A 14,382-nucleotide genomic window follows, 5' to 3' on the forward strand; every position below is an offset into this window, starting at 1 on the left:
AGGTCGGAAAGCTCAAGAAGGTCCGCGTCCGCCCGCCAGCAGGTAGGACTCCTCAAGCACCTCCGCGAGCTCCTCTACGTCAATCCGGGAGAGCCGGATCAGGACCAGTTGCGGGGACCGCTCATGATGGGGCGTCCAGAAGTAGGTTCCGGAATCGGTCCCGGCCAGGGCCTCCCGCTCCGCCGTCTTCACCGTCAACACACCGTCTTCCCACATGCGGGCCATCAGGGTCCTCGCGAACCAGGCAGGCTGGTTCCAGCTGCTGCGCTCACTAACGCCCGGCAGCGCCAGGCAGATGCGGCGAACGTCCTCTTCAGTGGCCATGAATCCTCAGTCGCCTGGCGCGTCTGCCTTGGACAATTCGCCCGTGATCCGTTCGCCTGGAATCCGGGCGGTACGCCAGGTATCCAAGGCGATGGCGGCACCCAGGATCACCAGGGACAGCGAAATGGAGGCGAGGGCATCGCTCAGCCAGTGGTAGCCCAGGTATAGCCGGCTAAGGGCCGCGAGGATTATCCCCACGCCTGCTCCCACAAAACCCAGGACTGCGGCACGGGGATTTTTCCGCCGGGAGAAGATCAGGAACGCCGTGACCAGGAGGAAGTCGCAGGCGCCCAGGACGTGGCCGGACGGAAACGAGAACGTATGGTCTGCCCCGAACAGCATCAGCTCCACGGGCGGCCGCGAGCGCCTCACGATCTGCAGGATGATCTGCGATATGAGCACGCCGGACAGCATCGCGGCAGCCAGGACAATCGGACGCCAGGCATGCTTTGCGGCAAACCCCCACACCACGTTGACCACCAGGACAATGATTGGCAGGGCAACGGGCCCAAAGATCACCGCCAGGAAGATCATCACGCCGGTCAGCGGTTCGGAGCGGAGCGTAAGCAGCCAATCCCGGACCGATCCGTCCACTGCCGCCAGCCCGTTCCCCTGCAGTACGCCCAGCAGGGTGGCGACGAACAGGACAACACCCAGCCCGATGAGGAGCACCGCAGTCCGGTACAGCCTCTTTCGGGCTCCAGGTTCCATATAGCGTTCCTCCACCACGAACTTGTCGTGGAAGGCCCGCCACCGGCCTGGGCTGGTGCCCGGATCTCCGGACTTTCGTGTTCCTGACCGCTCTGCCACCCTGAATCCGTCCTGTGCCGCCAAAGACTTCCTACCGGAACATTATCCCGGCACAGCGTACGTTGGCATGGTTCCGCGGCCACCATACTGTCGGCCCGCCACGGTAGCCTGACGGGATGGGCGTCATGAATGAACTCATCAATGCGCAAGGCGTGGAATCCCTGGCCGAATTACTTGCCGAGGCCTCCCCCGGGAAGGACTGGGAACACCTCGCTGGCGCGGCAGCCGGACTCAGCCCGCTTGGCCTGCGCGAACGCACGGACCACGTGAGCCACGCTTTACTGGAGGACCTGCGCCAGTTGCCTCAACCGGGCTATCCGACGGCGGCCCGCATCTTCCGGAGCGCCCTCCGGAGGCCCGCGTTCACCGGCTGGGTCCTGTGGCCGGTATCAGAAGCTGCTGTCACGCTCGCGCTGGAATCGGGTTCGGACCAGGATTTCGACGACTGCCTGGCCCTGTTGGCCGAACTGACCCCAAGGCTCACCGGCGAATTCGCCGTCCGCCGCCTGCTGGCCCGCGATCAGGACCGTGCACTGCGCACCATCCGCCACTGGACGTCGCATCCCGACGAACACGTCCGGCGCCTGGCCAGCGAGGGCACCAGGGCCTACCTTCCGTGGGCGGTGCGTGTGCCTTCACTGATCCGCACCCCGGAAGCGACCCTCCCAATCCTGGACGCCCTCTACCGCGACCCGTCGGAGTACGTGCGGCGGTCGGTTGCCAACCACCTCAACGATCTGGCCCGGCATGCGCCGGGCGTGGTGGTATCGACGGCGGCACGCTGGCTTGCGGCGCCGGACGCCAACACTCCAGGCCTGGTCCGCCAGGGACTGAGGACGCTGATCAAGAAGGCGCACCCGGAAGCGCTGGCATTACTTGGTTTCGCCCCCGCTTCGGTGACCGTTACCGCACCGCGGCTGGACCGGCGGGTGGTAACCATGCCGGCCGAGCTGACCTTCGATTTTGACGTGTCGAATATCGGCAGCACTGATGCCCGGCTGGCCGTGGACTACGTGGTGCACTACCTCAAGGCCAACGGCAGCCATTCGGCCAAGGTCTTCAAGATGACCTCACTGACCCTGGGCGCGGGGGAGACCAAAACCCTGTCAAAGCGGCACGCCTTCAAGCCGATGACCACCAGGGTGCACCATCCGGGAGTGCACGCATTGGAGCTGCAAATCAATGGAATACGCCACTCACGGACAGAATTCGTGCTGGAAGCGGAACGCGTGATCCCATAAGCGTTGCAAAAAAGTGATTTGACTCACACCAATAGCAGCGAGTAAGCTCCTACTTGTTAGCGCTAACAAAGATACCAGCTTAAAGAGAACCCGCAAAAACTGGCAAAAGTACGAACTCAGCCCCGCCAGTCAATGCAGTTCTCGACAAATGGCAGGAGCTTCCGGTCCTGCCATTAAGACAGGTGTAATACTGGCTGCTATACCCGCCGGTAAGCGCAGATGCTTGCCTGCTCAAGTACCACTTCGCGGACCAACCCGTCCGCGGAAGGAGAAATAAACGTGAGAATTAAGAAACTCCTGGGCGCGGTCGCCGTCGTCCTCGCAGTGACTGTGGGGGCCTCTGGCTGCGGAACCCGTGGCGGGGAAGCAACCTCCACGGGCACTGCGAACCCGAGCGATTCCCTGGTGGGCATCTCCATGCCGACGCAGACATCGGAACGCTGGATCGCTGACGGCGCCAACGTCGAGAAGTCGCTGAAGGACCTGGGCTACAAGACAGACCTCCAGTTCGCGAATAATGACATCCCCACGCAGGTCTCCCAGATCGAGAACATGCTGACCAAGGGCGCCAAGGCCCTGATCATTGCTGCCATTGACGGCACCACCCTCACCGACGTCCTCGCCAAGGCGAAGGAATCCAACGTCAAGGTCATCGCTTACGACCGCCTGATCAACGGCACCCCGAATGTGGATTACTACACCACCTTCGACAACTACACCGTGGGAGTGCAGCAGGCCACATCCCTGCTGACCGGCCTTGGACTGGTTGACGCCAGCGGCAAGAAGGTCGAAGGCAAGGGCCCGTTCAACGTTGAGCTCTTTGCCGGCAGCCCGGATGACAACAACGCCAACTTCTTCTGGACCGGCGCCATGGACACCCTGAAGCCATACCTGGATGCCGGTACCCTGAAGGTCCCCAGCGGCCAGACCAAGTTCGAGCAGGCAGCCATCCTCCGCTGGGAACCCCCCGTTGCCCAGAAGCGGATGGAAGACATCCTGACCTCGGCCTACAGCTCCGGCACGAAGCTTGAAGGCGTGCTGTCCCCGTACGACGGACTCTCCCTCGGTATCATCTCCGCTCTGATCAGCGGTGGCGGCTACACCAAGGACACCCTGCCGGTGGTCACCGGCCAGGACGCCGAAAAGGGCGCCGTGAAGTCCATCATCGCCGGCGAGCAGTACTCCACCATCTTCAAGGACACCCGCCAGCTGGGTGAACAGGCCGTCAAGATGGTCGACTCCGTGCTGAAGGGCCAGGAGCCTGAGGTGAACGACACCAAGACCTACAACAACAAGGTCAAGGTTGTTCCGTCTTACCTGCTGAAGTCCGTGATCGTCACCAAGGACAACTACAAGAAGGAACTCATTGACTCGGGCTATTACACCGACGCAGACGTAAAGTAAGAGAACGTCGCGGGGTTGTGGCCGGGCCCGGCAAGGCCCGGCCACAACCCGTCTCATAGGGCCCCTGCAGCCGCAGGCCAGCCCAGTTTCCGACCAGTCAGTGGGAATTGACGATGAATACACCCATTCTTCAAATGCGAGGAATCACCAAGACCTTTCCGGGCGTCAAGGCGCTGCAGGATGTCACCCTGGATGTTAACCGCGGCGAGGTACACGCCATCTGTGGTGAGAACGGGGCCGGGAAATCCACCCTCATGAAGGTCCTGTCCGGTGTCTACCCGCACAGCTCCTTCGAAGGGGACGTCCTCTTCGAAAACGAACCCTGCAACTTCTCCACCATCAATGACAGCGAAAAGCGCGGCATTGTCATCATCCACCAGGAGCTCGCACTGAGCCCCTACCTCTCCATCGCCGAGAACATCTACCTCGGTAACGAACAGGCCAAAAATGGCTGGGTGGATTGGCGTAAGACCAACCTGGAGGCCGCAAAGCTGCTGGCCAGGGTGGGGCTGGCCGAAAATCCCATTACCCCTGTCCAGCACATCAGCGTGGGCAAGCAGCAGTTGGTTGAGATCGCCAAGGCCCTGTCCAAGGAAGTCAAGCTTCTGATCCTGGACGAACCCACGGCGGCTCTCAATGATGAAGACTCCGGCCATCTCCTGGACCTGATCCTCCACCTTAAGGGCCAGGGAATCACCAGCATCATCATCAGCCACAAACTCAACGAGATCCGCAAGGTGGCCGACGCCGTCACCATCATCCGCGACGGCAAGACCATCGAGACGCTCCGGCTTGATGAAGGCCAGATCACCCAGGAGCGCATCATCCGCGGCATGGTGGGCCGTGACCTGGAGAGCCTGTACCCGGACCGCGACCCGAAGATCGGCGAGGAAGTCCTGCGGATCGAGGACTGGTCCGTCCAGCATCCCCAGGACCACTCCCGCGTTGTGGTGCATAACGCCAGCCTCAATGTCCGCAAGGGCGAGGTGGTGGGACTGGCAGGCCTGATGGGGGCAGGCCGGACGGAACTGGCCATGAGCGTTTTCGGACGCACGTACGGCAACGCCATCTCCGGGAAAGTGTTCAAGTACGGCAAGGAAATCGACACCTCCACGGTCTCCAGCGCCATCCGGCATGGCATCGCCTATGCCACCGAGGACCGCAAGCGTTACGGCCTGAACCTTATCGAAGACATCCAGCGGAACGTCTCCATGGCAGCCCTGCGCAAGCTGGTCAAGGGCGGCTGGGTAGACAAGAACCAGGAAACGGTGGTGGCCAACAGCTACCGCAAGAGCATGAACATCAAGGCTCCCTCCGTTGCCGCGATCACCGGCAAACTCTCCGGCGGAAACCAGCAAAAGGTAGTGCTGAGCAAATGGATGTTCTCCGACCCTGATGTGCTGATCCTTGATGAGCCAACCAGGGGTATCGACGTCGGCGCCAAGTTCGAGATCTACACGATCATCGCCAAACTGGCAGCGGAAGGAAAGGCAGTCATCGTCATCTCATCCGAACTGCCGGAACTCCTTGGCATCTGCGACAGGATCTACACCCTGTCAGCGGGCCACGTCACCGGCGAGGTGCCCATCGCCGAAGCATCCCAGGAATCCCTCATGCACTACATGACCAAAGAGAAGGAATAGCCACCATGTCCGCCCTACGAGAATCCCTCGGGTTCCTGACAAGCCGCCTCCGGCAGGTTGGCATCTTTGTTGCCCTGATCCTGATCGTCCTGCTGTTCCAGGTGCTCACCGACGGAATCCTGCTGCAGCCGCAGAACGTCAGCAACCTTGTGGTCCAGAACAGCTACATCCTCATCCTGGCAATAGGCATGGTCATGGTGATCATCGCCGGCCATATCGACCTCTCCGTTGGGTCGATCGCCGGCTTCATCGGCGCCGTTGCCGGCGTCATGATGGTTCACTGGGGATGGGCCTGGTGGCTGGCCATCCCTGCCTGCCTCCTGGTGGGCGCCCTGGTGGGAGCCTGGCAAGGCTACTGGATCGCGTACGTTGGCATCCCGGCGTTCATCGTCACGCTGGCCGGCATGTTGATCTTCCGTGGCCTGACACTGATCACCCTGAAGAACCAGCAGATCACCCCGTTCCCGTCTGAGCTTCGAGCGCTGGGTGGCGGCTTCCTGCCGGACATTTCCGGCGGCACCTCCGTCCTGGAGTGGCTGACCGTGATCCTGGGCGTGGGAGCCACCCTGGCACTGATCATTCAGGCCCTTAAGGAACGCAGGATCCGCAAGAAGTTCGATCTCGAGAACGAACCGATGGCCTGGTTCGCTACCAAGACAACCTTCGTAGCCCTGCTCATGCTGATCATCACGTTCCTCCTGGCCAGCTACCGGGGTACACCCATCGTTCTCATCGTGCTGGCTGTCCTGGTGATCGGCTACACGGCGCTGATGAACAACAGCGTCTTCGGCCGCCACGTCTACGCCATCGGCGGAAACCTGCATGCAGCAGAGCTCTCCGGTGTGAAAACCAAAGCCGTCACCTTCCGGCTGTTCGTCAACATGGGCGTCCTGGCCGCCCTCGCCGGCCTGGTCTTCACTGCCCGCCTGAACTCCGCACAGCCTGCCGGCGGCACCGGCTTCGAACTGGATTCCATCGCCGCTGCCTTCATCGGCGGCGCTGCCGTCCAGGGTGGCATCGGCACCGTGGCTGGAGCAATGATCGGCGGCCTGATCATGGGCGTGCTGAACAACGGCATGTCCATCCTCGGCCTGGGCACCGACTACCAGCAGCTCATCAAGGGACTCGTCCTCCTGCTGGCCGTCGGATTCGACATCTTCAACAAGAACCGCACAGGTGGCGGCGGAAGCACCATCGGCAAGAAGTTCAAGTTCAGGACTTCCCCGCCGGCCATCACCGAATCCAAGGCACCCGCGGCTACCCCTGGCCAGTCGCAGGACCGGCCTGTCCCCGTGCCCGTGGCGAAGCCGGAGTAAACTGGGCCAAGCCCGAATAAGCAAGAGTGACCGGTCACGCCCACAGATCTGGGTTGACCTGCACAGATGAAACTCGCTGCCGGTGGCGAGGCGCTTTCCGACCTATCACGGCGGAAAGCGCCCTGCCGCTTGTAGTTAGCGCTCACAATGGATCCGCAAATATTTATCCCTCCAAAGCAACATAACCCCAACAAAAATAAGGAACACCATGTCTACCCCCATAGACCGCATTGATATCGAAGTTGCCAGCCGGCACCTTTTGGACGAAGAGCTCGACGCCGCCGTCAAACGCCTTCAGGAAGTGGCCCTCCTTGCCGGCACCCACGGCATTCTGGTGACCCGGGTAGGACCCGGCCGTTACACCGCAACCTTGTCAGACCAGGTTCCGTTTGGGATGACCCGCGAACTGGTTTCCTAAGGACCGGCGAATCCGTGGACGAGCCGACTGAAGACTGGCATCAGCTCATTGGCAGCTGGGTGGAATTGCGCTCTGGGGGGAGCGTCATCCGCACCGGCGAAGTTGAGACTGCCACGGCGGACTCGTCAGTGATGTGGCTGAGGTTCAACGGCAACCACGGACGCCAGATGGTGGCCAAGACGGACGGCTATGAAGTCCTGCCGATTCGCGAAACCGGCCTCGGGACGTAGGAAGCTTCCCGCAAAGGAGGCCGACGGCGGCAGGCAACTGCCGCCGTCGGCCTCCTTTTTCCTGTCCGCCCCCAATGCCGGTCAGGAATGCCCGAGTCACCAACCTGCCGGGACAGTACGGCTAAAACGAGCCGGTGGTGAACTGCCAGGTCCTGGTGGCCAGCTGGTTACCGGCCAGGTCGCGGATCCCGGCCGGTCCGCCGGAGACGGTCACCGTGTACTTGGTCTTCGCGGCCAAGGCCTGCTGCGGATCCAGGATCCATTGGTTGGTGCTCCCATTACGCACCACAGCCGCCGTGACCACTGCGCCTGTTGCAGCGTTCTTCAACGTGAAGGTTCCGGTGCCCACCCCCTGGACCGCCTCGCTGAACGTCACGGTGACGTTGTTGCTCCGCCGTACCAGGGTGTCGTTGATCCGGGGCGTCAAGGCGGTGAGCGTTGGAGCCGGTCCGGTGACGAACGTCCAGCTGGTGGTGGCCAAGGGGGTTCCCGCAGCGTCTCGGATGGCAGCGGTCCCACCCACCAGGGTCGCGGTGAACGTGCCGTCAACAGCCAGGCTCGATGTTGGGTCCAGGGTGGCGGTGCGTGTGGTGGCGTTGTAGCTGACAGTGGCGGGGATGATGGTGCCGGCGGAGTTCCTGAGGACAAAAGTTCCTGCCCCCACCCCCTGGACCGCGGTGCCGAACACTGCTGTTGCGTTGCTGCCAACAGCCACCGACGTCGAAGCGGGAGCCGGTGACATTGCCGTGACGGTAGGGGCGACGGCGCTGGGGGGAGGCTCGGTGCTGGCCGGAGCCGCTCCCGCAAAAAAAAGCAGCCGGTTGGGGGTGCCGGGTCCGGCGGCAGTAATGGCGGCGGAGGTGGCGTTCGAGGCGATGGTTCCCGCGACCTGGGCTGGGGTGAGTGCCGGATTCTGGGACAGGAGGACGGCAGCGGCACCGGCAGCGTGGGGTGCGGCCATGGAGGTACCGGACATGGAAGCAGTGGCGGAGGCCGACGTGTGGTGGGCAGAGACGATCCCAACACCGGGGGCATAAAGGTCCACGCAGGAGCCGAAGTTGGAGAAGGAAGCCTGCCTGTCGGCGGAATCACTGGCCGCCACGGTCACCGCTGCGGAGAGGCGCGCCGGGGAACTTCCGCACGCGTCGACGGCGGAGTTGCCTGCGGCAACGACGGCAGTTACGCCGTCGTTGATAACGCTCTGGAGTGCGGAGTCCACGGCCGCACTGGCTGCTCCCCCGAGGCTCATGTTTACCACCGCGGGCGTTCCCGCTGTGTGGTTGCCAGCGATCCAGTCGAGCCCGGCCACGACGTCGGAGTTGTAGCCTGATCCGTTGCAATCGAGGACCCGGACGGGAACCACGGTTGCGCTCTTGGCCACGCCGTACGTGGAGCCGGCCACCGTGCCGGCCACGTGTGTGCCGTGGCCGTTGCAGTCACCCGAGCCGAGGCCGTCAGCAACGGCTGTCCAGCCTGCTGTGGTCCGGCCCGAGAACTCGGCATGGGAGGGCAGGACGCCGGTGTCCACCACGTAGGCGCTGACGCCGGCTCCGGACGCCGTCCAGGTGTAGGAGCCGGAGAGGGGAAGGGGTCGCTGGTCCACTCTGTCCAGGCCCCAGGGAGCGGGCTGCTGGGTTCCCGAGATGCTCACGGGGGCGTCCGCTTCCACCGCCGCGACGCGGGCTGAACGGGCCAGCGCCGCAGCCTGTGCCGGTGTTGCTGTCACCACCGAGCCCTTGAAGGCGTGCGAAAACGTCCGGCCCACCCCGATGCCCTGCGACTTGTGGGCTGTTGCCTCGGCCGCGGGGTCCGCATCCGCCGAGTACCTGACGATGTAACGGGAGCTGGCCCCGGCATCTGCCGGGGCAACTGCTGCGGCTGGAACAGCCGATGCTGCCAGGGCAGCGGCGGTAGCCAAAACGGCGGCGGGCAGCACAAAATATGAGTTGCGAATTTCGGGGTCCTCTGTATGGGCACTGACTTGGCGGTCGGGCTGCCAGGGGCGGGACGTCCACTGGCCTTATCAAAAGAATAGGAGCCCGCCACCGCCATAACAGGGATTTTGCAGGATCCTGCGGCAACCCTTGGACTCTTGCGATTTCCCCGCGAGAACCTGGCGAAATTCCTGCGCCATTACACGTCGAAACTTAGGTGTGCCGGCCCTCTGGCCGCTCCTGGACCGACAGCTGCAACTGTTGAACAGTTCAGTTATCAACTCTTGACAGCGGTAGAGCATTCCCCTTAGAGTCGTAGCACACCTAAAGCTCTCGTCGACAATCGACGAGACATCGAGCAATTGGAGGATCACATGGCTTTCGAATTCGAAACCAAGCCGAAGTTCGCTACGTTCGACATGAACGGAACGCTGATTAAGTTCGCTATCGCCGACGCCACCCGTAAGGTCCTGGGCGACCGGCTGCCGGCCGAGATCGCCGACGAGTACCTGCAGGCCACCAAGGCGTACCGCATCGATGAATGCATGGGCGAGTACAAGCCGTTCCGCCAGATCATCGCCAACTCCATGGAACGCGCCTCGCGCAAACTCGGCCTTGAGTACCGTGAGGCCGATGCCCAGGCGGTCTACGAGATTCTCCCCACCTGGGGCCCGTACCCAGGGGTCACCGAGGCATTGAACCGCCTGGCTGAAGAAATCCCGCTGGTCATCATCACCAACAGCGACACCGCGGATGCTGCGCTCCTTGCGGCGAACCTCAAGGCCCCCTTCGAGGTCATCATCAGCGCCGAGGAGATGGGGATGTACAAGCCGCGGCTCGGTGCGTTTGAGTACATGTTCGACAAGCTCGGCGTGACCCCGGATGAGATCGTGCACGTCTCCGCGAGCCCGATGTACGACCACCGCTCCGCGGCTATCCTGGGCATCAAGAACAAGGTGTATGTCGACCGCGGCTTCGAGCACGACGAGCACTGGCTCGGCTACGAGCGGATCACCGACATCGCCGAACTGCCCGTCCTTTTCGGACTGCCGCGTCCCGCTGCCTCCTAAGGGAGACCTGTACAGATGAGTCTGCCACTGCCTCAAACCGTAAAGGGCGACTCGGCTCTGGATCGGCTCCAGGCCCTTGGTCTGGAGCTGCCGGTCCTCGCTGATAACGCGTACTACGTGGACCACCGGGCGGTGGATTCCAGCATCCATATCTCGGGCCAGCTGCCGTTCAAGGACGGCGTTCTGCTGGGCACCGGGGTTGTGGGCCGGGACGTGGACCTGGAGACGGCGCAGGAGCTCGCCCGCCATTGCGCGCTGAACTGCCTGGCCGCCGCTGTGCAGGCGGTGGGAGATCTGGACCGGGTCCGGATCGTGCAGATGCTGGTCTTCGTGGCCAGTGGGCCGGACTTCGGTCTGCAGTCGAAGGTCGCCAACGCGGCCAGTGAACTGCTCATCGAGGTGTTGGGTGAGAACGGGCGGCACGCCCGCACCGCTATCGGTGTCGCCGGGCTGCCGTTGAACACTCCGGTCGAGATCCAGATGATCTGCACGGCCGTTTAGCCACGGGCACGACGGCGGTACGGCGGCGGTACGGCGGCGGTGGTGGTGTGCGGGGCCCGCTGATGCGGGTCCCGCACATTCAGCATTCGAGGAAGCCAGCACGCGGTCCTCGATTCATAAACAGAATTACTAGGAGTACAGCGTGAACCGCATTCAATCAGCACTCGAGGCTCTCCTCGAGCGGATCGACACCCCGGCACCGATCGTGCTGGCCGATGTGATGCAGGAGAACATCGACCGGATGCAGGCCTTCGCTACCCGGAACAACCTGGACGTCAGGCCGCACGTCAAGACGCACAAGTGCGTGGAAATCGGTCGGCGCCAGGTCAAGGCCGGGGCTGTTGGAATCACCGCGGGCAACGTGGGTGAGGCCGAGGTCTTCGCCGCGGCCGGGTTCGATGACATCTTCATCGCCTACCCGGTCTGGGCCGCCGGAACGAAAGGTCCGCGGATCCGCAAACTGGCCGAAACCACCCGGCTGCGGGTCGGCGTCGATAACGTTGCGGCGATCAATGCTCTCGCCGACGCGATGGGGGACAACCCTGGGCTGCTGCAGGTCGTGATCGAGGTCGACTGCGGGGCGCGCCGTTCCGGGGCTCCTGCCGAGGCAGCGGGCGAACTCGCCCTTGCGGCGCGCAACCGCGGCCTGGTCCCGGCTGGCGTCTTTACCTACCCGGGGCACGGCAGCGCCGGTCCGGACGCCCGCAAGCGTGCTGCGGAGGACCAGAATGCCGCGCTCGTCACGGCGGTACGCAGCCTCAGCGCAGTGGGGATCACTCCGGCGGTGGTCAGTGCCGGTTCCACACCCACCGTGGAGTTCGCCACCAATAGTGTCATCACCGAGATCAGGCCCGGAGAGTACGTGTTCAACGACCTGAACAACACCAGGCTCGGTGCCTGCACCGAGGATCAGATCGCGCTGTTCGTCGCCGGCACTGTGGTCAGCGACTGGGTCCCTGATCAGGTCATCCTCGATATCGGCACCAAAGCCCTCGGCCGCGAAGGCAAGCCCGATATCGGCTACGGCGCCATTGCCGGCACTAACGCCGTCCTATCCAAGCTCAACGAATACCACGGATTCCTTCCCCTGCCGGCCGGATTCCGCCCCAGCATCGGGACAGTGCTTCCGGTGGTCCCCAACCACGTCTGCCCCGTCGTCGTGAACTTCGAGGAATACATCGTCACTGACAGCACGGGCGCAACGCTGGAACGGTGGCCTGTCGACGCCCGCGGATTCCTCAACTGACTGCCCCCAGCCGCAACCCCAAGAACCAACCCCACGATGGAGTGACTGACATGAGACTTGATAAGACCACGGCCCTGGTCACCGGCGCCAACAGCGGAATCGGGCAGGCGGTATGTTCCCACTTCCGTAACGAAGGTGCCCGGCTGCTGCTCACCGGCCGCAGGGAGCACCTCGACAGCGCCCAGCCCGATGACCTGTACGTCCCCGGAGACCTCAACGACGAGGCGTTCGTCGAAGGACTCGCCCGGCAGGCGGCCGAGTCCTTCGGCACCGTGGACGTCGTCGTCCTTAACCACGGCCTGCAGGTCAGCGGCCCGCTGACGGAAATGGCCTATGAGGATGCGAAGAACGTGCTCCACAGCAACCTGCTCAGTTCCTTCCTGGTGATGAAGCACTTCGCGCCGCTGATGCCCGCTACGGGTGGCTCGTTCGTCCTCGTTAGTTCCAGGCTGGGCATGGTGGGCAAGCCCGATGAAGTCCTGTACTCCGCGGCCAAGGGTGGCCTGATCATGCTCGCCAAGGGCGCGGCGATTGAGTGGGCGTCACGCAACATCCGCGTCAACGTCGTCGCACCGGGCCTGACTGCGACCCCGATCATTGAAGCATCGTTCCAGCGCAGGGAGGACCCCGAGTCCTACCGTGCCCAGCGTGAGGGTCAGATCCCGCTCCAGCGCCTGGCCACCCCCGAAGAGATCGCCGACGCCATCCTCTTCATGGCGTCCCCGGAATCGTCCTACATCACCGGCGCGGTCCTGCCCGTCGACGGTGGATACACCGCCGCCTGAACACCAACGATTCCCAGACAAAGAAGGACAACTCATGACAGCTCTTGCGGCTACTCCCCGGAACGGAGAGCTCGGCTTTTGGATGGCCGGACTCGCGGACAGCAGGCCCACCTACCCCCGCTTCACCGGCCAGGACTCTGTGGACCTGGCAATCATCGGTGGCGGTTACACCGGCCTGTGGGCGGCATACTTCGCCAAGAAACTCGAACCCTCACTCAAGGTGGCGGTGTTTGAGGCAGAACAGATTGGCTACGGCGCCTCCGGGCGCAACGGCGGCTGGCTCTCAGCAATGCCTCCCGGAAACCGGGCCACCTTCGCCCGCGTATCCGGCGGCGGGATGGACGCCAGCATTGCACTGCAGCAGGAGTTTGTCGCCGGCGTCGATTCCGTCCTGGATATTCTCCGGGCCGAGGGCATTGATGCGGATCAGAACAAGGGCGGCGCGCTGGTGGCTGCCCACACCAGGGCGGGGCTGGGCCGGCTGGTGACCAGGCGTGACACCGACTGGAAGTACGGGCTGACCGAAGACGATGTCCATCTGCTCGACCGGAACGAATTCCAGAGCGAGATCAACATCTCCACCGTCCACGGCGGGCTCTTCTACAAGCATTGCGCGCGGATAAATCCGGCGAAGCTTGTCTACGGTCTTGCTGGGACCCTGACCTCAATGGGGGTGAGCATCTATGAAGGCAGCCGGGTAGCCGGCGTCGAGAACAAGACCCTCACTGTGAACAACGGGCGGGTGACCGCGGCCAAGACGTTCATCTGCACCGAAGGGTATTCCGGAGAGCTGCTTGGCAGCAGGACCCTGATACCGATCAATTCCTCAATGATCGTGACCAAGCCGCTCTCGGAAGAGGCATGGCAGCAGATCGGCTGGAACGGGCCGCAGTGCCTAAACGACTCCGCGCACACTTTCATCTATTCGCAGCGAACAGCGGACGGCCGGATCGCCATCGGCGGCCGCGGAGCGCCTTACCGCTACGGCTCAGGCACAGGAGGCGCCGGTTCAACACCCCAGTCCACCATTGACCTGATCTCCACTAAGCTTCGCTCCTTCTTCCCGGGTATCCCCTTCGAAGTGGACCATGCCTGGTCCGGAGTCCTCGGGGTTACCCGTGACTGGAACGGCGGCGTGCACTGGGACCAGGCGACTGGAATTGGATCCTCCACCGGTTATGCCGGACACGGCGTCACGGCAGCCTACGTCGGCGGCAGGACCCTCGCGGAGCTCGCATTCGAACAAAAAACAGCACGGACAACACTCCCCTGGGTCGGCTACCGCTCACAGAAGTGGGAACCCGAACCCCTCCGCTGGCTCGGCGTCCACGGCATGTACCGGCTCTTCGGACTTGCCGACCAATGGGAAGAACGCCGGGACTCCCCCAAAACCTCACTGCTGGCGAAATTCGGCAGCAGACTCGCCGGACTTCACGAATAGTCCACCAACCAAAACTTTC

14 protein-coding genes are annotated in these 14,382 nt (G+C 63.2%); 11 read left to right on the forward strand and 3 right to left on the reverse strand.

Annotated features, from left to right (window positions below):
* Positions 1-12: 12 nt before the first annotated feature.
* Both F8G81_RS19565 and F8G81_RS19570 read right to left on the reverse strand, forming a co-directional pair.
* Positions 13-324 carry an MmcQ/YjbR family DNA-binding protein gene (locus F8G81_RS19565; protein ID WP_267276296.1) on the reverse strand — a complete coding sequence of 104 codons (312 nt, stop codon included), beginning with the start codon at positions 322-324 and terminating at the stop codon, positions 13-15.
* Positions 325-330: 6 nt separating this feature from the next.
* Positions 331-1,035 carry a phosphatase PAP2 family protein gene (locus F8G81_RS19570; protein WP_267279303.1) on the reverse strand — a complete coding sequence of 235 codons (705 nt, stop codon included), beginning with the start codon at positions 1,033-1,035 and terminating at the stop codon, positions 331-333.
* 215 nt (positions 1,036-1,250) lie between these two features.
* Between F8G81_RS19570 and F8G81_RS19575 the strand changes: the two genes are divergently transcribed.
* From F8G81_RS19575 to F8G81_RS19600, 6 genes are all read left to right on the forward strand, one after another.
* Positions 1,251-2,375 (forward strand): DNA alkylation repair protein, encoded by a 1,125-nt coding sequence (locus tag F8G81_RS19575; protein ID WP_267276297.1) that lies wholly within the window; start codon positions 1,251-1,253, stop codon positions 2,373-2,375.
* Positions 2,376-2,654: 279 nt separating this feature from the next.
* Entirely contained in the window at positions 2,655-3,779 is a 1,125-nt protein-coding gene (gene chvE / locus F8G81_RS19580; protein ID WP_416377071.1) for a multiple monosaccharide ABC transporter substrate-binding protein, read from the forward strand.
* Between the two features lie 113 nt (positions 3,780-3,892).
* A complete protein-coding gene (gene mmsA, locus F8G81_RS19585; protein WP_267276299.1) occupies positions 3,893-5,422 on the forward strand; it encodes a multiple monosaccharide ABC transporter ATP-binding protein in 1,530 nt (509 codons plus the stop codon).
* Positions 5,423-5,427: 5 nt separating this feature from the next.
* Complete coding sequence (gene mmsB, locus F8G81_RS19590; RefSeq protein WP_267276300.1) at positions 5,428-6,738, forward strand: multiple monosaccharide ABC transporter permease; 1,311 nt, start codon at positions 5,428-5,430, stop codon at positions 6,736-6,738.
* A gap of 208 nt (positions 6,739-6,946) precedes the next feature.
* Complete coding sequence (locus F8G81_RS19595) at positions 6,947-7,156, forward strand: hypothetical protein (protein ID WP_267276301.1); 210 nt, start codon at positions 6,947-6,949, stop codon at positions 7,154-7,156.
* A gap of 14 nt (positions 7,157-7,170) precedes the next feature.
* A complete protein-coding gene (locus F8G81_RS19600) occupies positions 7,171-7,386 on the forward strand; it encodes a hypothetical protein (protein WP_267276302.1) in 216 nt (71 codons plus the stop codon).
* Between the two features lie 121 nt (positions 7,387-7,507).
* Here the strand turns inward: F8G81_RS19600 and F8G81_RS19605 are convergent, their stop codons facing one another.
* Positions 7,508-9,322 carry a S8 family serine peptidase gene (locus tag F8G81_RS19605; RefSeq protein ID WP_267276303.1) on the reverse strand — a complete coding sequence of 605 codons (1,815 nt, stop codon included), beginning with the start codon at positions 9,320-9,322 and terminating at the stop codon, positions 7,508-7,510.
* A 372-nt stretch (positions 9,323-9,694) separates the two neighbouring features.
* On the opposite strand from F8G81_RS19605, the gene F8G81_RS19610 reads away from it, so the two are divergent.
* From F8G81_RS19610 to F8G81_RS19630, 5 genes are all read left to right on the forward strand, one after another.
* A complete protein-coding gene (locus F8G81_RS19610; RefSeq protein WP_267276304.1) occupies positions 9,695-10,390 on the forward strand; it encodes a haloacid dehalogenase type II in 696 nt (231 codons plus the stop codon).
* Between the two features lie 15 nt (positions 10,391-10,405).
* Positions 10,406-10,891, forward strand: a complete 486-nt coding sequence (locus tag F8G81_RS19615; protein WP_267276305.1) for a RidA family protein — start codon at positions 10,406-10,408, stop codon at positions 10,889-10,891.
* A gap of 142 nt (positions 10,892-11,033) precedes the next feature.
* A complete protein-coding gene (locus F8G81_RS19620; protein WP_267276306.1) occupies positions 11,034-12,137 on the forward strand; it encodes an alanine racemase in 1,104 nt (367 codons plus the stop codon).
* 50 nt (positions 12,138-12,187) lie between these two features.
* Positions 12,188-12,922, forward strand: coding sequence for an SDR family NAD(P)-dependent oxidoreductase (locus F8G81_RS19625; protein ID WP_267276307.1), 735 nt, complete (start codon positions 12,188-12,190; stop codon positions 12,920-12,922).
* Between the two features lie 34 nt (positions 12,923-12,956).
* Positions 12,957-14,363 (forward strand): NAD(P)/FAD-dependent oxidoreductase, encoded by a 1,407-nt coding sequence (locus F8G81_RS19630; RefSeq protein WP_267276308.1) that lies wholly within the window; start codon positions 12,957-12,959, stop codon positions 14,361-14,363.
* The last annotated feature ends 19 nt before the right edge of the window (positions 14,364-14,382 follow it).

This window comes from Arthrobacter sp. CDRTa11, from assembly GCF_026427775.1.
In the GTDB taxonomy this organism is placed as follows: domain Bacteria; phylum Actinomycetota; class Actinomycetes; order Actinomycetales; family Micrococcaceae; genus Arthrobacter.